General features: G+C 38.4%; 20 protein-coding genes (1 of these 20 cut by a window edge). 11 read left to right on the top strand and 9 right to left on the bottom strand.

What is annotated here, in order from left to right:
* From JFV29_RS28045 to dnaA, 8 genes are all read right to left on the bottom strand, one after another.
* Positions 1 to 984, bottom strand: partial view of an HD-GYP domain-containing protein gene (locus JFV29_RS28045; protein ID WP_342366603.1) — the 5' portion only. 84 nt of this gene lie to the left of the window's left edge; the window shows 984 of its 1,068 coding nt (coding positions 1-984); it begins with the start codon at positions 982 to 984; the stop codon falls past the left edge of the window.
* 255 nt (positions 985 to 1,239) lie between these two features.
* Positions 1,240 to 3,804 carry a DNA gyrase subunit A gene (gyrA, locus tag JFV29_RS28040; protein WP_201187764.1) on the bottom strand — a complete coding sequence of 855 codons (2,565 nt, stop codon included), beginning with the start codon at positions 3,802 to 3,804 and terminating at the stop codon, positions 1,240 to 1,242.
* 95 nt (positions 3,805 to 3,899) lie between these two features.
* On the bottom strand, positions 3,900 to 5,825 hold the full coding sequence (gene gyrB, locus JFV29_RS28035) for a DNA topoisomerase (ATP-hydrolyzing) subunit B (protein WP_201188164.1): 1,926 nt from the start codon (positions 5,823 to 5,825) through the stop codon (positions 3,900 to 3,902).
* A 77-nt stretch (positions 5,826 to 5,902) separates the two neighbouring features.
* Positions 5,903 to 6,166, bottom strand: coding sequence for an extracellular matrix regulator RemB (remB, locus tag JFV29_RS28030; RefSeq protein ID WP_053348303.1), 264 nt, complete (start codon positions 6,164 to 6,166; stop codon positions 5,903 to 5,905).
* Positions 6,167 to 6,178: 12 nt separating this feature from the next.
* Entirely contained in the window at positions 6,179 to 7,297 is a 1,119-nt protein-coding gene (gene recF, locus JFV29_RS28025; RefSeq protein WP_053348304.1) for a DNA replication/repair protein RecF, read from the bottom strand.
* A 21-nt stretch (positions 7,298 to 7,318) separates the two neighbouring features.
* Complete coding sequence (gene yaaA, locus JFV29_RS28020; RefSeq protein ID WP_053348305.1) at positions 7,319 to 7,531, bottom strand: S4 domain-containing protein YaaA; 213 nt, start codon at positions 7,529 to 7,531, stop codon at positions 7,319 to 7,321.
* A 220-nt stretch (positions 7,532 to 7,751) separates the two neighbouring features.
* Positions 7,752 to 8,888, bottom strand: coding sequence for a DNA polymerase III subunit beta (gene dnaN / locus JFV29_RS28015; protein WP_056521949.1), 1,137 nt, complete (start codon positions 8,886 to 8,888; stop codon positions 7,752 to 7,754).
* A 193-nt stretch (positions 8,889 to 9,081) separates the two neighbouring features.
* The gene (gene dnaA, locus JFV29_RS28010; protein WP_053348307.1) at positions 9,082 to 10,431 is read right to left on the bottom strand and encodes a chromosomal replication initiator protein DnaA; all 1,350 of its coding nucleotides are present in this window, start codon (positions 10,429 to 10,431) and stop codon (positions 9,082 to 9,084) included.
* A gap of 985 nt (positions 10,432 to 11,416) precedes the next feature.
* Here dnaA and rpmH point away from each other — a divergent pair.
* The 11 genes from rpmH to JFV29_RS27955 all read left to right on the top strand — a co-directional run bounded on the left by rpmH (position 11,417) and on the right by JFV29_RS27955 (position 21,858).
* Complete coding sequence (gene rpmH, locus JFV29_RS28005) at positions 11,417 to 11,551, top strand: 50S ribosomal protein L34 (protein ID WP_034316183.1); 135 nt, start codon at positions 11,417 to 11,419, stop codon at positions 11,549 to 11,551.
* 80 nt (positions 11,552 to 11,631) lie between these two features.
* Positions 11,632 to 11,988 (top strand): ribonuclease P protein component, encoded by a 357-nt coding sequence (rnpA, locus tag JFV29_RS28000; RefSeq protein WP_201187762.1) that lies wholly within the window; start codon positions 11,632 to 11,634, stop codon positions 11,986 to 11,988.
* Between the two features lie 181 nt (positions 11,989 to 12,169).
* Complete coding sequence (gene spoIIIJ / locus JFV29_RS27995; RefSeq protein WP_053348309.1) at positions 12,170 to 12,958, top strand: YidC family membrane integrase SpoIIIJ; 789 nt, start codon at positions 12,170 to 12,172, stop codon at positions 12,956 to 12,958.
* A complete protein-coding gene (gene jag / locus JFV29_RS27990) occupies positions 12,955 to 13,575 on the top strand; it encodes an RNA-binding cell elongation regulator Jag/EloR (protein WP_201187760.1) in 621 nt (206 codons plus the stop codon). Before spoIIIJ ends, jag begins: the two co-directional genes overlap by 4 nt.
* Positions 13,576 to 13,921: 346 nt before the next feature.
* Positions 13,922 to 15,307 carry a tRNA uridine-5-carboxymethylaminomethyl(34) synthesis GTPase MnmE gene (gene mnmE, locus JFV29_RS27985; RefSeq protein WP_053348311.1) on the top strand — a complete coding sequence of 462 codons (1,386 nt, stop codon included), beginning with the start codon at positions 13,922 to 13,924 and terminating at the stop codon, positions 15,305 to 15,307.
* Positions 15,308 to 15,327: 20 nt separating this feature from the next.
* Positions 15,328 to 17,214 (top strand): tRNA uridine-5-carboxymethylaminomethyl(34) synthesis enzyme MnmG, encoded by a 1,887-nt coding sequence (mnmG, locus tag JFV29_RS27980; RefSeq protein WP_053348312.1) that lies wholly within the window; start codon positions 15,328 to 15,330, stop codon positions 17,212 to 17,214.
* Between the two features lie 30 nt (positions 17,215 to 17,244).
* Complete coding sequence (gene rsmG / locus JFV29_RS27975) at positions 17,245 to 17,961, top strand: 16S rRNA (guanine(527)-N(7))-methyltransferase RsmG (RefSeq protein ID WP_056521964.1); 717 nt, start codon at positions 17,245 to 17,247, stop codon at positions 17,959 to 17,961.
* Between the two features lie 416 nt (positions 17,962 to 18,377).
* Entirely contained in the window at positions 18,378 to 19,241 is an 864-nt protein-coding gene (gene noc / locus JFV29_RS27970) for a nucleoid occlusion protein (RefSeq protein WP_201187758.1), read from the top strand.
* A 224-nt stretch (positions 19,242 to 19,465) separates the two neighbouring features.
* Positions 19,466 to 20,227 (top strand): ParA family protein, encoded by a 762-nt coding sequence (locus tag JFV29_RS27965; RefSeq protein ID WP_053348844.1) that lies wholly within the window; start codon positions 19,466 to 19,468, stop codon positions 20,225 to 20,227.
* A complete protein-coding gene (locus JFV29_RS27960) occupies positions 20,220 to 21,080 on the top strand; it encodes a ParB/RepB/Spo0J family partition protein (protein WP_053348315.1) in 861 nt (286 codons plus the stop codon). Before JFV29_RS27965 ends, JFV29_RS27960 begins: the two co-directional genes overlap by 8 nt.
* Positions 21,081 to 21,156: 76 nt before the next feature.
* Positions 21,157 to 21,858, top strand: coding sequence for a DUF554 domain-containing protein (locus tag JFV29_RS27955; protein WP_201188162.1), 702 nt, complete (start codon positions 21,157 to 21,159; stop codon positions 21,856 to 21,858).
* Between the two features lie 68 nt (positions 21,859 to 21,926).
* On the opposite strand, the gene yyaC is transcribed toward JFV29_RS27955, so the two are convergent.
* Positions 21,927 to 22,562: a spore protease YyaC gene (gene yyaC / locus JFV29_RS27950; protein WP_201187749.1), complete on the bottom strand. Its 636-nt coding sequence runs from the start codon at positions 22,560 to 22,562 to the stop codon at positions 21,927 to 21,929.
* Positions 22,563 to 22,743 lie beyond the last annotated feature (181 nt).

Genomic DNA, 22,743 nt, shown 5'->3' with positions numbered 1-22,743 from the left:
GGTTTGAGAACTTGGATCAATAAAAACAATTTCAGCAATAGATCCATTGTTCAACATGACCTTACTTCCAATAGAAAAATTAGCTAATCCTGATAAGAGTGTCTTAACGACCGCTAAATCAAATTTACCAAAGTCATCATGTAAAATCATTTCCATTACTTTAAATGGTGACTGTTTTTTCCTATATAACCTTTCCGAAGTCATGGCATGAAAAACGTCTGCAACTGCAATGATTTTTGAAAATAAGTGCATGGATTTAGTTTTTATTGTTTGGGGATAGCCAGTTCCATCTAACCTTCCATGATGCTCTAAAATAGCTAACTTCACACTATCCTTAATGATAGAACTATCTTTTATCATTTTATAGCTAAAAATGGGATGATTGTGGATTTCCTCATTTTCTTCGACTGTTAAACTCGTCGTTTTATTGAAAATCCTTGGTGACAGCTTAGCCATACCACAGTCAGCCAAACACCCTCCAATAGCTACTTGATAGACATCCGCTAAATCGCATTGAATTTTAAAGGCAATATATCCCCCTATTAATCCAGTTGAAATAGCATGATGATACATGTAATCTTCTTTATTGGAATAATGGTGCAATATCAGAATGTTTCCTGGTTTCTCCAAGACTTTATCAACTAAAGGAATAAGAATTGAACGAATCATGGCTACCTCTACCTTGCTCCCAGCCTGCCAATTTTTAAATAAACTCTTATACGTTTGAACCGATTCCAGATATAAATTAGTAAAATTTGAAAATCCTTCTATTTCATCCAGTTCATTATCTATAACTTCTTTCGGTAAAAATTTTTTTCCATCAATTAATGTTTTTTCAACGCTAACCTCTGTTATTAAAAAGGCTTGCAAGGTCTTTATTAATTCCTTAGTCAATATTGTTTTTTCATACATGATAGGGCGGTCCGTAAGACCTTTAATATCTTTTGAAAGAATACATCCTTCAGCTAAATAGTGAGTTTTCACTAGCAAAACTGTTCACCTCTGTAACAGTTATTTAATGAATATCATTTTACTAGAAAAACATGGAACAAACTATATTTTTCGTGATTAAATACCTAAAAAAGCTTTTCACTAGTATGATACCTTTATCTTCCCTCAAAAAAACATGACTATATACCCGCCATTTACTTTATCTTTTAGAGAGACTTCGCCTGAAACCCCTCAATTACTTCATAAAAAAAGACCCAGCATAATGGCTGGGTCTCTATTATTAAACGATTATTCTTCCGTATCTTTTTCAGGTTCTTCGTTTTCGACTACTTCGTTAGAATCAGAATCTAAATCAATACTCGTTGGATTCTGTTCTATTCCTTCTTCTTGTTCAACGAATTCTTCTTTTTCTTCTTCTTCTCTTCCAACGATGGCCACCGTTGAAACATATTCATTGTCTGCAGATTCGAGACGAATGAGCTTAACACCCTGTGTATTACGACCCGTTTTAGAAATGCCTTCGACTTCCATTCGGATTAGCACACCAGCTGCTGTAATCAGCATCAAGTCCTCATCTTCTCCTGTCACTGTTTTCACGGCAATAAGTTCACCATTTTTCTCTGTGACATTACATGTTTTTATCCCTTTACCACCACGGCTTTGAATACGGTATTCCTCAGCAGATGTCCGTTTTCCATATCCATTTTTCGTAACAATCAGGACTTCTTCATTTTCTTCAAGAATTTCCATACCGACAACTTCGTCATCTGCCCTTAAGGAAATCCCTTTTACTCCTGCTGCGGTACGTCCCATTGTGCGTACATCCGTTTCAGGGAAACGAATCATCATTCCGGCTTTTGTTCCGATAATAATCTGTTTCTCTCCATTCGTAAGACGTACAGAGATCAATTCATCATCTTCTCGTAGCCCTAGAGCAATTAAACCGTTATTGCGGATATTTGCAAAGGATGACAGTGGTGTACGCTTTGATATACCGTGTCTGGTTGTGAAGAATAAATACCAATCATCGACAAATTCCTTCACCGGTATGATTGCATTGACCCACTCACCTTTATCAACTTCTAGCAAATTAATAAGTGGCAGTCCTTTTGCCGTCCGACCATATTCAGGAATTTCGTATCCTTTGGAACGATAAACTTTACCTTTATTAGTAAAGAATAATAGTGTGTCATGAGTCGAAGTTGTTAACAAGTGACCAACAAAGTCATCTGCATTCGTACCCATTCCCTGTATACCTCGGCCTCCGCGTTTTTGGCTACGGTACGTGGTTGCAGGCAAACGTTTAATATAACCGTTATGAGTCAATGTCACGATTATATTTTCCTCTGGAATCAAATCTTCATCTTCTAAGCTCTCAAAACCGACTAATGTAATTTCAGTTCTTCTTTTATCATTAAAGCGTTCTTTAATTTCAAGAAGCTCTTCACGGATAATTTCAAGAACCTTTTCCTCATCAGCAAGGATAGCTTTATATTCTGCGATTAATGCCATTAACGCTTGATATTCATCTTCAATTTTTTCCCGTTCCAAACCGGTCAAGCGTTGTAAACGCATATCTAAAATTGCTTGCGCCTGTTTTTCGGAAAGTGAAAATTGTGTCATTAACCCTTCTCGGGCAATGTCTGTAGTTTGGGAACCACGGATTAATGTAATGACCGCATCCAAATTATCAAGGGCAATTCGCAAACCTTCTAAAATATGAGCACGCGCTTCCGCTTTACGTAGTTCAAATTCAGTTCTACGACGTATAACTACCTGTTGATGCTCTAAGTAATAGTGCAGACATTGCTTTAAGTTCAATACTTTAGGCTGTCCATCCACCAGTGCAAGCAAGTTAATTCCGAAGGTTGTTTGCATTGCAGTGTGCTTATACAAGTTGTTTAAAAGGACATTTGCATTTACGTCCTTTCGTAGTTCCATAACAATACGCATACCGTTACGATCTGATTCATCCCGTAAATCGGTAATACCTTCAATTTTCTTATCACGAGCAAGTTCTGCAATTTTTTCAATTAATCTTGCTTTGTTCACTTGATAAGGGATTTCTTTAACTAGAATAACCTGTTTTCCATTGGACTTCTCTTCAATTTCGACTCTCGCCCTCTGAATGATTGACCCTTTTCCAGTTTCATAGGCTTTTCTAATTCCACTGCGCCCTAAAATTAACCCCGCAGTTGGAAAATCTGGACCAGGGATAAATTCCATCAATTCTGGAATCGTTATATCAGGATTCTTACTTAAAGCCAATACACCGTCAATTACCTCACCTAATTGATGGGGCGGAATATTGGTAGCCATTCCGACTGCTATCCCTGACGAACCATTCACTAATAAGTTTGGGAAACGGGCTGGCATAACAGCTGGTTCTCTTTCTGAACCATCATAGTTATCCTGATAGTTAACCGTATCCTTATTCAAATCACGAAGCAATTCCATCGAAATCTTTGACATTCTCGCTTCTGTATACCTCATGGCGGCCGCTTGGTCACCATCGACCGAACCGAAATTCCCATGTCCATCAACGAGCATATAACGATAGTTAAATGGCTGAGCCATCCTGACCATCGTTTCATAAACAGCAGAGTCACCATGCGGGTGATATTTACCGATTACTTCTCCGACAATACGGGCTGATTTTTTAAATGGTTTATCCGACGTCATACCAAGATCATTCATCGCATAAAGAATTCTTCTGTGTACCGGTTTCAAGCCGTCCCTTACATCAGGCAACGCCCGGGATACGATAACGCTCATCGCGTAATCCAAAAAAGATGTACGCATCTCGGTACTTATATTTATTTCTTTTACACCTGATCTTTCATTTTCTGACATGGAGCCAACCTCCTTTATAAAGCTTTTACTCTCATTTTTTTAACTGATCTTGCATTATGTAAAGAACAGGATGTAAATTCATCCTGTCAAAAAAATCAGATATCGAGGTTTTTTACATAAATCGCATTTTCCTCAATAAAGTTACGACGCGGCTCTACTTTATCTCCCATCAACATTTCGAAAGTTTCATCTGCCTCAATGGCATCTTTCAAACTAACTTGAAGTAGCGTTCTCGTATCAGGGTTCATTGTTGTTTCCCATAGTTGCTCTGGGTTCATTTCACCCAACCCTTTATAGCGCTGTAAGTTAGGCTTAGGAGTGCTTGGCAGACTCGCCATGATTTGTTCTAGTTCGCGGTCATTATAGGCATATTCCACTCGTTTACCCTGCTGAATTTTGAAAAGAGGTGGTTGGGCAATATAAATATAACCATACTCTATAATTTTCCGCATATAGCGATAGAAGAATGTCAACATTAAAGTTCTAATGTGGGCACCGTCTACATCCGCATCGGTCATGATAACAATTTTATGGTATCTAGCTTTTTCAATATTGAATTCATCGCCAATACCTGTTCCGAGTGCAGTAATAATTGTACCAATTTCTATATTATGAAGGATTCTATCCAATCGCGCCTTTTCCACATTTAGGATTTTACCCCTTAGCGGCAGAATAGCTTGGAAATGGCGGTCACGTCCCTGTTTAGCTGAGCCACCAGCCGAGTTTCCTTCTACAATGTACAATTCGCTGATAGACGGATCCTTCGACGAACAATCTGCCAGTTTACCAGGTAGACTGGAGACTTCCAAGGCACTTTTTCTTCGAGTTAACTCACGTGCTTTCTTGGCCGCCAAACGAGCTCTTGCCGCCATTTGCCCTTTATCAACAATTTTTCTAGCCACTGAAGGATTTTCGTATAAGAAGGAATCCAACCTTTCCGAAAGAATGGAATCAGTAACCGTTCTTACTTCTGAGTTTCCAAGTTTGGTTTTGGTTTGCCCCTCAAATTGCGGTTCAGGATGCTTAATAGAAATAATTGCCGTTAACCCTTCACGAACATCTTCACCAGAGAAATTGGTGTCGGCCTCTTTTAAGAGCCCGTTTTTCCGTGCATAATCATTGATGACCCGTGTCAACGCAGTCTTGAATCCTGATTCATGTGTACCGCCTTCATACGTATGAATATTATTGGCAAAGGAAAAAACGTTACTGATATAGCTGTCATTATATTGCAAAGCTAATTCGACAGATATACCTTCTTTCTCGCCTTCCATGAAAATCGGTTCCTCATGAAGGACTTCTTTTGAACGATTCAAATGCTCAACATAAGATTTGATACCGCCCTCGTAGTGGTATTCCTTGATTTTCTCTTCTTCTTCACGTTTATCTTCAATGATGAGCTTCAAGCCTTTATTCAAGAATGCAAGCTCACGGATACGTGTGGCTAATGTATCGAAATCATATTCCACGGATTCCTTGAAAATTTCAGGATCCGGAATAAAGTGTACTGTTGTCCCTGTATGATCGGTCTCCCCAATAATTTTCAAATCTTCTCTAGGGACCCCTCGGTTAAATTGCTGATAGTGGATTTTACCTTCACGATGTACGTACACTTCCAATACCGTGGATAGGGCATTAACTACTGAAGCACCTACACCATGCAGACCACCGGAGACCTTATAACCTCCGCCGCCAAATTTACCGCCCGCATGAAGGACCGTCATGATTACTTCTACTGCTGGCCGTCCCATTTTTTCATGGATACCTACTGGAATTCCCCGACCATTATCGACTACTGTTATGCTATTGTCTTCTTCGATCGTCACTTTGATTTCAGTACAGAAACCTGCTAGTGCCTCATCAATACTATTATCGACAATTTCCCAAACAAGATGGTGAAGTCCTTTTGCAGAGGTAGTACCGATATACATCCCCGGACGTTTACGAACTGCTTCTAAGCCTTCTAAAACCTGTATCTGATTCTCATCGTATGCCTGAGCTTGTACTTCTTTTTGTTCCATTGTCATACGTATCACCTACACTTTTCTTTTGGCATTTATCAATTTTTCAGGAGTAATTATTACGTTATCGCTTAAATTCAAAGAGAATCTATATCATCGATTAATAACGATGGCTGCAGTGAACGCTTTTTCAAAGTGGACGACGCAAGCGGTGAATAATAGACCTGTTTATCCGTCACTACAATCGATTTAACCGAGTTTTTGGCTAAATGGTAAGTTACATCAGACTTTTTCTCCAAAAACTCACTCATGATTGGAGAGGCCTGGAGCAGCTTCTTATCTAAAATGGCTATGACATCGTCCGTTTTCACAAGAATGTCTTCACCAATATGGAGATACATACATTCACCTCATCATTTAACCTTTTTTATACTTCCTTGACTAACATAAAAGGTGGACGCTTCTCTAAGGGTTTGATGATCGATTCCATCAACAGAGGGTGTCGTCACGAATGTTTGCACTTTCCCTTGTATCGTATTCAGTAAATGAGATTGACGGAAATCGTCAAGTTCCGATAACACATCATCCAATAATAAAATGGGATACTCGCCGATTTCTTCATGAATCAGCTCAATTTCGGCAAGTTTCAAAGACAGGGCAGTTGTACGTTGTTGTCCTTGTGAACCATATGTCTGGACATCACGGTCATTCACAAAAAAAACCAGGTCGTCACGATGAGGACCTACCAGTGTTACACCCCGTTCAATTTCCCTTGTTTTTATTTTATCAAATTTTTCTGTGTATACTTCTATCATTTTCGTCAAATCCATAGATTCTGATACATCAAGCGACGGTTTATATTGGATTTTCAATACTTCTAGATTTCTGGAGATCCCCGAGTGAATTGGCTCTGCCCACTGCTGGAGCTTTAAAAGAAACTCGTATCTTCTTTCGACAATTTTCGCTGCATACTGAATAAATTGATCAGTTAGCACGTCAAGCATCGTCGTATCCGTTTGTTTCCGGGTCTGCAGAAGCTTTAAGTAATGATTTCTTTGTTGAAGTATTTTATGATATTGGCTCATATCATGAAGGTATACGGGAGAAACCTGGCCAATTTCCATATCTATAAAACGGCGTCTGACTAGAGGACTTCCCTTTACAAGGTTAAGATCCTCAGGCGCAAACATGACCACATTCATATTTCCAACATATTGACTTAATTTTCTTTGTTCAATATGGTTGCACTTCGCCTTTTTCCCTTTTTTTGAAATGGTCAGCTCAAGTGGTATTGAGGTATTTCTCTTTCTAACTCTTCCTTCTATTTTAGCATACTCTTCATCCCAGCGAATAAGTTCTTTATCATTTGAGGTCCGGTGAGATTTTGCCATTGCTAAAACAAAAATAGATTCCATGACATTTGTTTTTCCTTGAGCATTTTCGCCAAGGATTACATTGACCTTATTCTCAAAAGTCAGGTTCAATTCGGTATAGTTGCGGTAATTTCTCAAACTTATATTTTCAATATACATATTCCGCTCTTCCCTTATGTTTTAGCTTGTAATTGTGAAGACGCCAAATCCAGGAATCTCTATTTTATCACCTGATCTTAACTTTCTGCCTCTTCTCACGTCTAATTCGCCATTAATGAAAACCTCGTATTCACTTAAGAACCATTTTGACATTCCGCCGCTTTGAATCAAATCGGCTAATTTTAAGAATTGTCCAAGCGTAATATATTCTGTGCTGATTTTTATGGAGTCCATTTCATGCCTCACTCATTTCTAAGTAGTCTTTAATACTTCATTTTACTAAATAAATCCCATTAAGACAAAGTATAGCTTTTTTCGCTCTTGTTTTTTATATTTCTAGGTTTTATTCAGAATTAAAAACGCTGTAAAAAACCTTATGGGGCCTATATTTAAGTATAAAAAAATTAAAGGCTTGCTAAACAAGCCTTTAATTTTTTTGAAATATTATTTTAGCTTAATAAGTTCTTACAGGCAGAATTAATTGAAGCATAGAGTCATCATGAAGCGGACGAATTACAAATGGACGCATCGCACCTGTAAAGTTGATTTTAATATCTGATCCTTCTAAAACTTTTAAGGCATCCATAACAAATTTAGCACTGAAGGAGATTTTCAAATCCTCACCTTCAATGGCTTCTGCTTGAACTTCCTCAATTACTTTACCAATTTCAGGTGTATTAGAAGAGACTTCGATAATGCGGCCTTCTAAAGTTGTCAGTTTGACCACATTATTTCTGCCTTCTCTGGCCAATAAAGATGCTCGGTCGATTGCTTGCAGAAAATCTTTTGTGTGAACAGTTACATCCGTTTTGCTATCTGAAGGAATCAAGCGGGACGTATCTGGATAATTCCCCTCAAGTAGGCGGGAGAAGAATAATAAATTTTCTGCTTTGAATAAGACTTGATTATCGGTAATGACAATTTCTATGAGTTCGTTTGTATCATCAAGGATTTTACTTAATTCATTTAGACTTTTGCCTGGAATCACAACGCTATAGGTCCCAGTAATTTTATTTTCAATTTTTGCTGTGCGCATTGCTAGCCTGTGACTATCTGTTGCAATACAGGTCAATTCGTCATCTTGAACCTTTAAGTTTACACCTGTTAAGATAGGGCGTGTTTCTGAGGTGGACACTGCAAAGCCAGTTTGACGAATAAGAGTTTTTAATAGGTCTGTTGGAAGCTTGAAAATATTTTCTTCCTCAATGATTGGAAGATGAGGGTATTCTTCAGGATCCAGTCCATTTAAGTTAAATTCAGCTTTACCTGAGCGAATAATTGTTTGAAAGTTGTTTTCGACTTCAATTTCTACAGTATCCATCGGTAATTTTTTGACAATTTCACTGAAAAAACGAGCATTTAGGACAATTCCCCCGCTATTTTTCACTTCAACAATTTCATCACCGTCTACTTCAGCTGGAATAAATGATTGAATGGAAATATCGGAATCACTACCTGTCAAAGTAACCCCTTCAGTTGTAACACTTATTTTTATCCCCGTTAAAATAGGAATTGTTGTTCTTGATGTGACTGCTTTCATTACTTCTTGGACACTATGAACTAATCGATCTCTTTGAATTATAAATCTCATGTTTCATCCTCCAAATTTTTAATTGCCGAATAGGCATATTTATTAATAATTTTTATTAAAAAAGATAGTAGTAATAGTAGTAGGGCCTGTTGATATGTGGATAAGTCGACTCAACCTAAGGAAAAACAGTCCATCCACATGTGGACAGACTGTGTGTAAGTAGTCATCAGTTATACACATTATCCAGAATCATCTATACCTTCAACTGATCCTGTATTTCTTTGACCTGACGTTGAAGCTGGGTATCTGTTTGCATGAGTTTAGAAATTTTTTCATGCGCATGAATAACGGTCGTATGATCGCGACCACCAAATTCATCCCCTATCTTTGGCAGAGATGAATCCGTTAACTCCCTGGAAAGATACATGGCGATCTGCCTTGGAAAGGCTACAGATTTAGTCCGTTTTTTTGCTTTGAAATCTTCCAATTTAACACTATAATGCTCACCAACTGTTTTTTGGATTTCTAAGATGGTGATTATTTTAGGTTTCGAGCTTGGAATAATGTCTTTTAATGCTTCGGCTGCTAAATCAGCATTAATATCCTTATTAATTAACGAAGAATAAGCAACAACACGTATAAGTGCACCTTCAAGTTCACGAATATTCGAGTCAATTTGATTGGCAATATAAAGCATAACTTCATTTGGGATATCAAGACCTTCTGCTTTTGCCTTCTTACGTAAAATAGCAATTCGCGTTTCTAAATCAGGCGGTGTGATATCCGTAATTAAACCCCATTCAAAGCGGGAACGGAGGCGATCTTCGAGTGTTGGGATCTCTTTTGGAGGACGGTCACTCGAGATGACAATCTGTTTGCTTTCTTCATGTAGTGCATTGAATGTATGGAAAAACTCTTCTTGAGTTTGTTCTTTTCCTGCTAGAAATTGAATATCATCAATTAATAAAACATCTACACTTCGGTATCTATCACGGAATTCTCCTGCTTTATTATCTCGGATTGAATTGATAAATTCGTTCGTGAATTTTTCAGAAGATAAATAAACGACCTTTGCCTTCGGATTATGCTCAAGTACGTAATGCCCAATTGCATGCATTAAATGGGTTTTACCTAGTCCTACGCCTCCATAAATAAATAATGGGTTATAGGCTTTAGCAGGAGCTTCTGCGACAGCGAGAGACGCGGCATGGGCAAAACGATTGCCGGAGCCGATGACAAACGTATCAAAGGTATTTTTCGCGTTTAACATATGCTGAGGAAATGCATTATGTTCTTTATCCTGTTTTTTAATCTTTTTCGGCTGAACAGGAACAGTAAAATCACCATCTTCTTGATTGGGAGGAATGATGAATTTTGCTTCCAATTCCTCACCGGTAAGTTCAAACAATACATCAGAAATAAGATGTGAATAGCGTTCTTCAAGCCAGTCCCTGGCAAATTCATTGGGAGCGGTGACTGTTAATGTATCACCTTGTAGTAAATAAGCCTTGGTTGATTTAAGCCAAGTTTCAAAGCTTGGTTTACTGATCTTTTTTTCAATTTTTCCGAGCGCCTGGTTCCAGAGGCTATCGATGTTATCCAAACTTATCCCTCCTTTGCAAAATATTTTTAATAATATCTAAAATGTATAGGCACAAATAAACTCATCGATTGCCGTCTTAATATAAATTTTGACAGCAAAGGTTCGGTGAGCTGTATAAGGGAGTGTTCTGTAATGTGATGTCCCTATTACTATATCTTGCGCTGTACAACCTTTGTACAGACTACATCTTGTAAGGTGATGTAGGTTTGGATGATTATTCATCAACAGGTATTTGGAGAAATATATAATAAAGAAGAAAAAAGGGTTTTCGACAATATCCACCGTTTGTGGACAGAGTAATATACACAGGTCGAATAAGCTATCCACATGTTATGCACAGTCTGTGGATAAACCTTACCTGTTGATAAAGTTATTCAGAGTGAAAACACAAATATAATATCAGAAATTCAGGCGTCTTGCAATGGGTTAGAAAACTTTATCCACAACTTACCGAGCCTGTGGGAAAAACTTTTCCACAGGCTATTGTTATGTGCAAAAGTCTATAAAATAGGTTGTGGATAGGAAAAATCATGTCGAATTTTATCCACAGACTGAAGTTTTGGCACGAATTATATAAATTTATTTCTCTGCTTCTTTAAAACGAATAGGACAGAAAAACATGTTGTTAGCTATCAAAAACGTAAATATTAAAACCTATTCCTGGCAAACCCAATGGTTCATTTAAAAACAACCAGGCCTTCCCTTAATTTTTGCTGCTTCCTTTTCAGAGTGGAGCGTGTAAACAAAGAGATCCGCTTAAATGTGTTTAAGGGAAAAATTCATGGAAATTTCCCTCTCACCAAAAATTTCTATATCAGTTCGAGGCAAAATCATTTACAATAGGCTAGGTAGTAAAAAAAGACCTACTGGACATTGAGCATAAAAAGAAATATATTTTTTTGGATGAGGTTGACAAGTAGAAACCATCATCTATATAATTGTAAAGACTGTCTTTAACTGTTATTCCTCAGGGAGGTGTCATATAATGAAAAGAACTTATCAACCGAATAATCGTAAGCATAGTAAAGTTCACGGTTTCCGTGCACGTATGAGCACGAAAAACGGACGTAGAGTAATTGCTGCACGTCGCCGTAAGGGCAGAAAAGTATTATCTGCATAGACCACTGAAAAGTCTCAGTGGTCTTTTTTCGCAAAATAAGGGATTTACTGAGACTCAATTCATTTAATGAAGGTGTAAAGATGAAAAAAAAGTTAAGGATTAAGAAAGAGGACGAGTTTCAGCTTGTGTTTAAAAAGGGCGAATCCTCTGCTAATCGGCAATTCGTTGTCTATGTCCTTGAAAAGCCCGAACAGGATTATTTCCGGATAGGCCTTTCTATCAGTAAAAAAATCGGGAATGCCGTTGTTCGGAATCAGATTAAAAGATACATACGGCAAGCGTTTTTGGAATTGAAAGATGATATAGAAGATGGTAAGGATTATATTGTGATTGCTCGAAAGCCAGCGGCGGAAATGGACTTTTCCCAAGTGAAAAGCAGCTTGATCCATGTCCTAAAACGTTCTAAATCACTAAACTTTATAATGAAAAAACAATAAAGTTCTCCTTTATATCGAAAACTAAGTACTCCTCAGATAATGTCGTAAACATTGAGAAAAATAACATAGAAAATTCCTTATTGGACTGTACAAAAAGTGGATTACTTTTCCTTGAAGTCTGCTTGTAAACAGTTCAAAATTGTTTCAAAAAAGATTGATTGCAGTTAGGAGGAAATTACGGTTGAAAAAACGAATATTACTCATTATTGGACTAGCTTCTATAATGATGTTATTAGCAGGGTGTACGGAAATTAAAGAACCTATAACTGCAGAAAGTGAAGGGTTCTGGAATCAATACATTGTCTATCCATTATCAGCTCTGATTATTTGGCTCTCTGAAGCATTCGGGGAAAACTATGGTCTCGGGATTATTGGTGTTACCTTAATCATTCGCTTAGCATTACTTCCACTTATGATCAAACAGGTGAAAAGCTCGAAAGCAATGCAGGCCATTCAGCCTGAGATGAAAGAACTTCAAGCAAAATACAGCTCAAAAGATGCTGCCACACAACAAAAACTACAGCAAGAAACGATGGCTTTATTTTCAAAATATAATGTGAATCCATTGGCGGGATGTTTACCAATATTGGTGCAAATGCCGATTTTGATCGGTTTTTACCATGCTATCAGCCGTACGGAAGAAATTGCTCTTCATAGCTTTCTTTGGTTTGATTTAGGTTCCCCGGATCCGTATTATATTTTACCGGTTGTTGCAGGTATTACGACTTTTATTCAGCAAAAATTATCCATGGTTGGAATGAACTCTAATCCACAAATGGCAGCACAAATGACAATGATGCTTTACATCATGCCAATTATGATTGTTGTTTTTGCAATTAAATTTCCCGCTGCTCTTTCACTTTACTGGGTAGTAGGTAACATTTTCGGTATCGTTCAAACGTATTTCATTAAAGGTCCAGATCTTAGAAAAGCAGCTGCGGAAAACGCGGGAGGAGCAAAGAAAAAGTGAAAAAAGTAACTGCTGCAGGACAATCTGTCGAAGAAGCAGTAAATTTAGCTTTAGCTCAACTGAACAGCACTAGGGATCGCGTGGAGATTGAAATTGAAGATGAAGGCAAAAAAGGTTTTCTTGGTTTATTTGGTGCAAGGAAGGCAATCGTCCATGTGACTTTGCCAGCCGACCCTATTGAAGAGTCACTGAAATTTTTGAAGAATGTCAGTGAAAACATGGGAATTAATGCAGAAATTGATGTCCGTTGTCAAGGTAAGAATGTAACGTTTCATTTATCAGGTGAAAAGATTGCTTTATTAATTGGAAAACGGGGGCAAACATTAAATTCCCTTCAGTATTTAACGCAGCTGGTTGCAAATCGCTATTCGAAGCAGTTTTTGAATGTAACTGTAGATGCAGAAGATTATCGAAATCGCCGCAATGATACTTTAATCCAATTGGCTGAAAGAATGGCAAATAAAGCAATAAAAACTGGTAAATCTGTTTCGCTGGAGCCAATGCCATCCTTTGAACGGAAGGTCATTCATAATGCTCTACTGCATTACCCAAAAATCAAAACAAATTCCAATGGTACAGAGCCATATCGCCATTTGGTCATTACTCCAATCAGATGAACCTTCTGCTATTAAGCGGAGGTTCTTTTTTTGGTTGTCTGTTGAATTCTCTAGAAATAAAAGAAAAATTCAACAATATTCGACATGTTTCTGTTTTGACCATTCGTAATTTGGTAAAGAGTTAAGAAAAGAGCAAGAAGGAAAGCGGGCAATATTTGTTATTCACATGTGGATAAGTTAAAATAAGTGATACAGAATATGGGTTTTAATGCATGTGGATAACTCTTGAAAGGAAGGAGTATCTACTTTTTTTCATGAATATACTGTGGTATTGTAGTTATTTAGGGAATTCGACGATTTTATTATGGGAAAAATATAGAAACATCAATATATAAGAGGTGAAAGCATGGAATTCGATACAATCACCGCTATCTCTACTCCCTTAGGGGAAGGGGCAATTGCCATCGTAAGAATCAGCGGTGATGAGGCCATAGAAATAGCCGATAGAATCTTTAAAGGACCAGGCGGGAAAAGTTTGCTCGAAGTGAAATCACATACGATTCATTACGGACACTTAACTCAACCGAAAACAGGTGAAATCATAGAAGAAGTTATGGTTTCTGTTATGAAAGGCCCAAAGACATTTACAAGAGAAGATGTAGTCGAAATAAATTGTCATGGCGGGATCGTTTCGGTCAATCGGGTATTACAGCTTATCCTCTCACAGGGAGCTCGTTTAGCAGAACCTGGTGAATTTACGAAACGAGCTTTTTTGAATGGAAGGATTGATCTTTCCCAAGCAGAAGCTGTTATGGATTTAATTCGGGCGAAAACAGATAAAGCGATGAATGTAGCCTTAGGGCAAATGGAAGGGCGGCTTTCGAAATTAATTCAAAAGTTACGTCAGGAAATTTTACAGACCCTCGCACAAGTCGAGGTAAACATAGATTACCCGGAATATGATGATGTCGAAGAAATGACACATCGTTTATTTTTGGAAAAAGGCAGCTATGTGAAGACGGAGATAGAGAAACTCCTGCATACTGCACAGCAAGGGAAAATTCTGCGAGATGGGCTGGCGACGGTTATCATCGGACGCCCAAATGTCGGAAAATCTTCTTTGCTTAACAGCTTAGTTCATGAAAATAAGGCCATTGTTACTGATATTCCCGGCACAACACGTGATGTAATTGAGGAATATGTCAATGTTCGCGGAGTACCGCTTAAACTTGTCGATACAGCAGGAATTCGGGAAACAGAGGACATTGTTGAACGAATTGGTGTTGAACGCTCTCGTGCGGTATTAAAAGAGGCAGATTTAATATTACTTGTCTTAAACTATTCCGATGACTTTACACCTGAAGATGAAAAACTATTCCAGGCCGTTAAAGGAATGGATGTTATCGTTATTATCAATAAAACTGATCTTCCGCAAAAAATCAATTTGGATCAGGTTAAGGAAAAGGCAGCATCGCATAAAATTGTTTCTACGTCTTTACTTGAGGATCAAGGAGTCAATGAGTTGGAAGATGCGATTGCTTCTTTATTCTTTGAGGGTTCTTTAGAATCAGGAGACTTAACCTATGTTTCGAATGCTCGTCATATAGCCTTACTTGGTCAAGCATTACAGTCAATTGAGGATGCAATTGAAGCGATTGACATGGGGACGCCGATTGACTTAGTTCAAATTGATTTCACAAAGGCTTGGGAGCTTCTCGGCGAAATCATTGGTGAAAGTGTTCAGGATAATTTGATCAACCAATTGTTCTCGCAATTTTGTTTAGGAAAATAACAGTAAAAGGAGGAGAAAACATGCAATACGAAGCAGGAAGCTATGATGTTATTGTTATTGGAGCTGGACATGCTGGTAGTGAAGCAGGCCTTGCAGCTGCAAGAGTTGGAGCTAAAACTTTGATGGTTACCATTAATTTAGATATGGTCGCCTTTATGCCATGCAATCCGTCTATTGGCGGACCAGCAAAAGGGATAGTTGTCCGAGAAATTGACGCTTTAGGCGGTGAAATGGGGAAAAATATTGATAAAACCCATATTCAAATGAGGATGTTGAATACAGCTAAAGGTCCGGCAGTCCGTGCGTTGAGGGCACAGGCTGATAAATATCTCTATCAGCAAGAAATGAAAAAGACGATAGAAGATCAAGAAAATTTGACATTAATTCAAGGAATGGTTGAGGAATTAATTGTTGAAAATGATGTTTGTACGGGTGTCATTACTAAAACAGGTGCAGTGTATCGTGCGAAAACTGTCGTAATCACGACAGGAACATATTTACGTGGAGAAATTATTTTAGGGGAACTAAAATATTCAAGCGGTCCTAACAATCAGCAGCCTTCCATCAGACTTTCTGAACATTTGGAGCAATTAGGATTTGATTTAGTTCGTTTTAAAACTGGAACGCCTCCTCGCGTCAATAGTTCATCTATTGATTACAGCAAAACAGAAATACAGCCTGGTGATGAAGTCCCACGTGCTTTTTCTTATGAAACAACGAAATTCATCACTGACCAATTGCCATGCTGGTTAACATACACGAATGAGGGAACACACCAGCTCATCGATGAGAATTTACACCGTTCACCGATGTACTCTGGGATGATTAAGGGAACTGGACCACGCTATTGCCCATCAATAGAAGATAAGGTCGTACGTTTTAATGATAAACCGCGCCATCAAATTTTCCTTGAACCTGAAGGGCGCAATACAAAGGAAGTCTATGTGCAAGGGCTGTCAACAAGTCTACCTGAAGATGTACAAGTAAAAATCCTTCAAACGGTTCCAGGGCTCGAGAAGGCGGAAATGATGCGTGCGGGATATGCAATTGAATATGATGCAATCGTTCCTACACAGCTTTGGCCTACACTAGAAACGAAAAAAGTTAAAAACTTGTATACAGCAGGCCAAATTAACGGAACGTCCGGCTACGAAGAAGCGGCGGGCCAAGGGTTGATGGCTGGTATTAATGCAGGATTGAATGCGATAGGAAAAGAAGAACTGATCTTAAGCCGTTCGGATGCCTATATTGGAGTTTTAATTGATGATCTTGTTACGAAAGGTACGAATGAACCATACCGCTTGCTGACTTCACGTGCAGAATATCGTTTACTGTTGCGTCATGACAATGCGGATTTACGTTTAACGGAAATTGGTTTCAATATTGGAATGATCAAAGAAGACCGCTACAAACGTTTTCTTTTGAAAAAGGAAGCAGTTGAAGTAGAAAAAGAACGACTGAAATCAACCTTCATTAAACCAACGCAAGAAGTGCAAGACGTTATTATCACAAGTGGTGGCAGTGAGTTGAAGGATGGAATTCGTGCGTCTGATTTATTGAAACGTCCTGAAATGGATTATTCTCATATTCAGAAGCTGGCTCCAAGTGATGTCGAACTAAGCGACGAAGTGACGGAACAAGTCGAAATCCAGATTAAATATGAGGGATATATTGAAAAATCTCTGCAACAGGTCGATCGTCTGAAAAAAATGGAGAATAAAAAAATTCCAGAGAACATCGACTATGATGCCATCTCCGGTCTTGCAACGGAAGCACGTCAAAAATTAAAACAGGTCCACCCGCTATCAGTAGCTCAGGCTTCACGAATTTCCGGTGTAAATCCTGCTGATGTCTCCATTTTGCTTGTTTATTTGGAGCAAGGTAAGATTGCCAGAGTTTCTCAGTAACGGAAATACCCGAAAAGGATTGAAGAATTCATGAACATTGAACAATTTCAACAAGCGCTACAGGAGAAGGGTATCGAGCTTTCTCCTCGTCAGCTTGAACAGTTTGACACCTATTATCGATTATTGGTGGAATGGAACGAAAAGATGAATCTAACCGCCATCACGAATAAAGAAGAAGTTTATTTAAAGCATTTTTATGATTCAATCAGTGCAGCATTCTATTTCGATTTTAACAAGCCTTATCAGATTTGCGATGTTGGAGCTGGAGCTGGATTTCCGAGCATTCCTTTGAAAATTTGTTTCCCAAATATCCACGTATCTATCGTGGATTCTTTGAATAAGCGGATCTCCTTTTTAAATCATCTTGCTGATGAGTTACAATTAAAGGGCGTTTCCTTTTACCATGACCGGGCGGAAACCTTCGCTCAAAAACCAGAGCATCGTGAATCCTATGATATTGTTATGGCAAGAGCGGTAGCGAGGATGTCTGTCTTAAGTGAGCTTTGTTTGCCGCTTGTCAAACCGGATGGGACGTTCATTGCCATGAAAGCGGCAAGTGCACAAGATGAAATGGATACAGGTAAGAAGGCGATTTTTACATTAGGCGGAAAAATTGAAGAAATTTATCCCTTCACATTGCCCGAAGAAAATAGTGAAAGAAACATCATTACGGTAAAAAAAGTAAAGAAGACTCCTAAAAAATACCCTAGAAAACCTGGTACACCAAATAAACAGCCCATTGAATAATCCTTTTACTATGAGGCTTTCTATTCATTGTGGCTGATAGATAGATTTTGGCTAGCACTTGTTCTAATTTTCTTTTACTATAAATGTAGGATTTTTTTATCCATTTAAAAATGTATAAGTAAACCTGAAGGATAATATCCGACAAAGTGTTCTTTACAACCATATGCCTCGTTTTCCTACAGAGCGAGAAAGTCGGAGTTTTATCTTTTTGAAAAATTAGGGAAATAATCTCGGGCAAGCCGGCAGATATCTATAATATCTGGGCGTCTATGCCTCATTATTGCTTTAATGACGACAGTCGACATGTTTTTTACAACGATGGGCCATATGTATAACCATGTCGGGAAATGTATGCAGGACTTGTCCTTTCAATAGAGAATATGTTATTTGGGAGTTTTAAAAGGTGGTGTAGGAAGATGAAGCATCCTTTTTCGCGGTTCTTTGGGTTTGGCGAAAAAGAAGAACAGCAACTAGAGATGGAGACACCTAGCAATAATAATAACGAAGAAATAAGAAAAATTTCCATTTCTGATATTGTGCCTAATCGATTTCAACCAAGGACCGTTTTTAATGACGATAAAATTGCAGAATTGGCTCAAACGATTCATACACACGGAATCATTCAACCGATTGTAGTAAGGGCGTATGGTCAGGGGAAATACGAAATCATTGCAGGCGAGCGTCGTTTTCGTGCTATGCAAAAGCTTGGTTGGGAATTGGCACCGGCTATTGTTAAGGATTTTACGGATACTGAAACGGCTTCAGTTGCGCTGATAGAAAACCTTCAGCGTGAAGAGCTGACACCGATTGAAGAAGCATTAGCTTATGGGAAACTATTAGAGCTTCATAGTTTAACTCAAGAGGCTCTGGCACAAAGACTCGGAATTGGCCAATCTACCGTGGCGAATAAGCTTCGGCTGCTTAAGTTGCCGAAGGAGGTCCAAGATGCACTTCTTCAAAAGCAAATTACGGAACGTCATGCCCGCTCGTTAATTCCTTTAAAAAGTCCGGAAAAGCAGATCAAACTACTTTTGGAAATCATCGAAAAAGGCTATAACGTTAAGCAGACAGAAGAGCGGGTCGTCAAGCTCCTCACCGGAACGGTACTTAAGCCGAAGCCAAAACGAAAGGCGTTTAGTAAAGACATGAGGATTGCGGTAAATACCATCCGTCAATCGTTGAATATGGTAACAGACAATGGAATAAATTTGGATGCAGAGGAAGAGGAATTCGAGGAATATTATCAATTTACGATTAAAATTCCTAAGAAGAAAACTTGATCCCCTTTTCCTTAGCCCCGCTTGGTAGTCTTCGATTACCAAGCTTTTTTTATTCTCTCTTTTCAACAGTATCTTTTGGTCATTTTTAGGGAAATTCCAAATTTTAAGAGGAATTTCAGAAAACGATTTCTTCCAGGATTATTCATGATAAAATAGAAAGAAAGAAAATTACGGTAAATGCATTTAGATATAGAGTATAAAGATAGTTGAAAGCAGGTGAATTCGTGGGTAAGATTCTCGCCATTGCCAATCAAAAAGGCGGTGTTGGAAAAACGACAACTTCTGTCAGCCTTAGTGCTTGTCTTGCATACATAGGACAGAAAGTCTTATTGGTCGATATCGATCCGCAGGGAAATGCGACAAGCGGTGCAGGTATTGATAAAGCAGATGTAGAACAATGTATTTATGATGTATTGGTTGATGATGTCGAAGCCAGTACCGTTATCTTGGAAACAAAGGTTGAAAACTTATATGTCATACCTGCGACAATTCAACTTGCGGGTGCTGAAATAGAACTTGTTCCAACCATCTCTAGGGAAGTCCGTTTAAAAAGGGCGTTAGAAGAGGTGCAGAGTCAGTATGATTACATTGTAATCGATTGTCCACCATCATTAGGACTGCTTACCCTAAATGCATTAACAGCTGCTGATGCTGTTTTAATTCCTGTACAATGCGAATATTATGCATTGGAGGGCTTAAGTCAGCTCTTAAATACGGTCCGTCTCGTGCAAAAGCATTTAAACCATGATTTGAAAATCGAAGGTGTGCTATTGACGATGTTGGATGCTAGAACAAATTTGGGTCTTCAAGTTATTGAGGAAGTCAAAAAATACTTTCAGGATAAAGTTTATCAAACCATTATTCCACGTAATGTCCGATTGAGTGAAGCGCCGAGCCATGGAGAACCGATAATTATTTATGATCCAAAGTCACGAGGAGCGGAGGTCTATCTAGAACTGGCAAAGGAAGTGGTGTCAAATGGCTAAGGGACTTGGCAAAGGACTAAACGCACTATTCAACAATGGGGAAATCAGTAAAGATGAAATCGTGCGGGAAATTAAATTGAGGGAATTAAGGCCAAATCCTTATCAGCCCCGGAAAAGTTTTCGACCTGAAGCGATAGAAGAACTTAAGCAATCAATCATAGAGCACGGGATATTACAGCCGATTATTGCCCGGAAAAGTATTAAAGGCTATGAAATTGTGGCTGGGGAGAGACGTTATCGTGCCGCAAAAGAAGCTGGTTTAAAGACAGTACCGGTTGTTGTGAGAGAACTGAATGAACAACAGATGATGGAACTGGCCATTTTGGAAAACCTTCAACGGGAAGATTTAAACCCAATCGAGGAAGCGGCTGCTTATCAAACCCTGCTTGAAAAATTAGAAATTACTCAAGAACAGTTGGCTATTCGCTTGGGGAAAAGTCGGCCGCATATTGCTAACTATGTTCGATTACTATCTTTGCCTGAAAAGATAAGGAGTTATATCTCTGAAGGTGAAATTTCTATGGGGCATGGTCGTGCATTACTAGGATTAAAGAAAAAAGAGTTGCTTCAGCCAGTTATAGACAAAATTCTCAAAGAAGGAATGAATGTCCGAAAGCTAGAGCAATATATTCATCAATTAAATGATACGGTTTCACGTGAAACTAAACCTGCGAAACAAGTGAAAAAAGATATTTTTATAAAGCAGCGGGAGTCAAGTCTACGTGAAAGACTAGGAACAAGCGTGACTATTAAACAAAGCAAGAAAAAAGGGAAAATAGAAATCGAATTCTTTTCAAAAGAAGATTTAGAGAGAATATTAGACTTGATTGATCAAGAAAACCTTTCCTCTTAGTCCCTTCTTTGAGAGACGATTTTTGAATGCAGATATGCAACAAGGGGATCTTACTGTAGAGAATTAGGTGAATAAGATGGTTTTATTGGGGACTTTTGTGAATGGGGCTTGTATTTTAATCGGGTCGATTTTGGGAATGTTTTTACAGCATATACCTGAGAAGATAAAAGAAACGGTTATGAGTGGTATCGGTTTGACCGTTATTGTCTTAGGATTGCAGATGGGTTTTAAGAGTGAAAATTTTATCATGGTCATTATAAGTATTGTGGGAGGCGCTGTGCTTGGAGAATGGATGAATCTTGAAGCCAGGCTTAATTCTTTAGGCAATTGGATTGAACGTCGGATGAAAGCGAAAAAAGGAACTTCGATATCACAGGGGTTCGTAACAGCCACGCTCATATTTTGCATTGGAGCGATGGCCATTATCGGTGCCTTGGATAGTGGGATCCGTAATGATCATGATGTTTTAATAACAAAATCGATTATTGATGGGTTTACAGCGCTAGTTCTGTCCAGTACTCTTGGCATTGGTGTACTTTTTTCAGCATTCCCTATCATTCTTTATGAAGGATTCATTGCCATTTTTTCAAGGCAAATTAATACTTTGATCCCAACTGAGTTAATGGATTCCTTCATTCTTGAAATGACAGCAACTGGAGGAGTCATGATTTTAGCGATTGGCTTGAATATTATCGGTGTCACCAAAATCAGGGTGGCTAACCTGCTTCCAGGAATAATGATTACAGCAATTCTAGTTACAATCATGTATTATGTATAAAAATAAAGGAAGGGGTGAACCCCTTCCTTTATTTTTATACTCGGCCAAACTTTTCAGGAACATTAGAATCAAAGGGTTTTTTCCTGCTTGAATGACCAGGAGAATGGAGTGAAAGTTGGTTTAACTGGATAATGATTTTGTGCTTCATAAATACCCTCTGCAATGGTTTTGGCCATTTTTAAGACTAGATTAAGACGAGTATTTTGTAGGACCATAAACTCCATGAATCCACTGACATTCACGATTCCAGTAATATGGGCATTGCCAACAGAAGGTAGATCTTTATTGACTCCAGCGCCAGGTTTCACCGGACCTTGGCCAATTTGAACAATGCCGACGCTTTTCAATTTTCCTAAGCAAGCATCGATTCCGACGATAAAGGGATCGGTATGGATTTTGTTAATTTCACTTAATTTTTCCTGTAAATTCATAGCATGTATAGGATTATCGAGAGTTCCATAAACATGGAAGGAAGAGGCACCGTCTTCTGTTTTTTCATTAAGCAGAGTGCCGACAAGTGGACCGAGGGAATCGCCAGTAGAACGGTCTGTGCCAATACAGACAATTACGATAGGTTGAAGCTTTCCAGTTGGAAGAAGGTTGATTAATTCTTGGGAAATTTGTTTAGATGCATCCGTATCTTCATGTAGGATGCGGCTCAATCTATTTTTATTATTATTAAATAGACTAGAATTCAGATTCATCGGCTCAACTCCTTTACTTCGTTTGGTATTACAGTATACGGATAAAAAAGGAAAAATATACGGTATTTAATGTAAAATTGGTGGGGGATTTATTTGATAAGAACACGCAAACGGGGGAAGGGGAAATCGTAAGATGCTTCTTCCTCTACCAATTTTCGTTATATATACTCTCTAGCAAAAA

The sequence above is a fragment of the Peribacillus sp. TH16 genome, from assembly GCF_016651095.1.
GTDB classification, from domain to species: Bacteria; Bacillota; Bacilli; order Bacillales; family DSM-1321; genus Peribacillus; species Peribacillus butanolivorans.
This window is presented reverse-complemented; position numbering and strand designations above follow the sequence as displayed.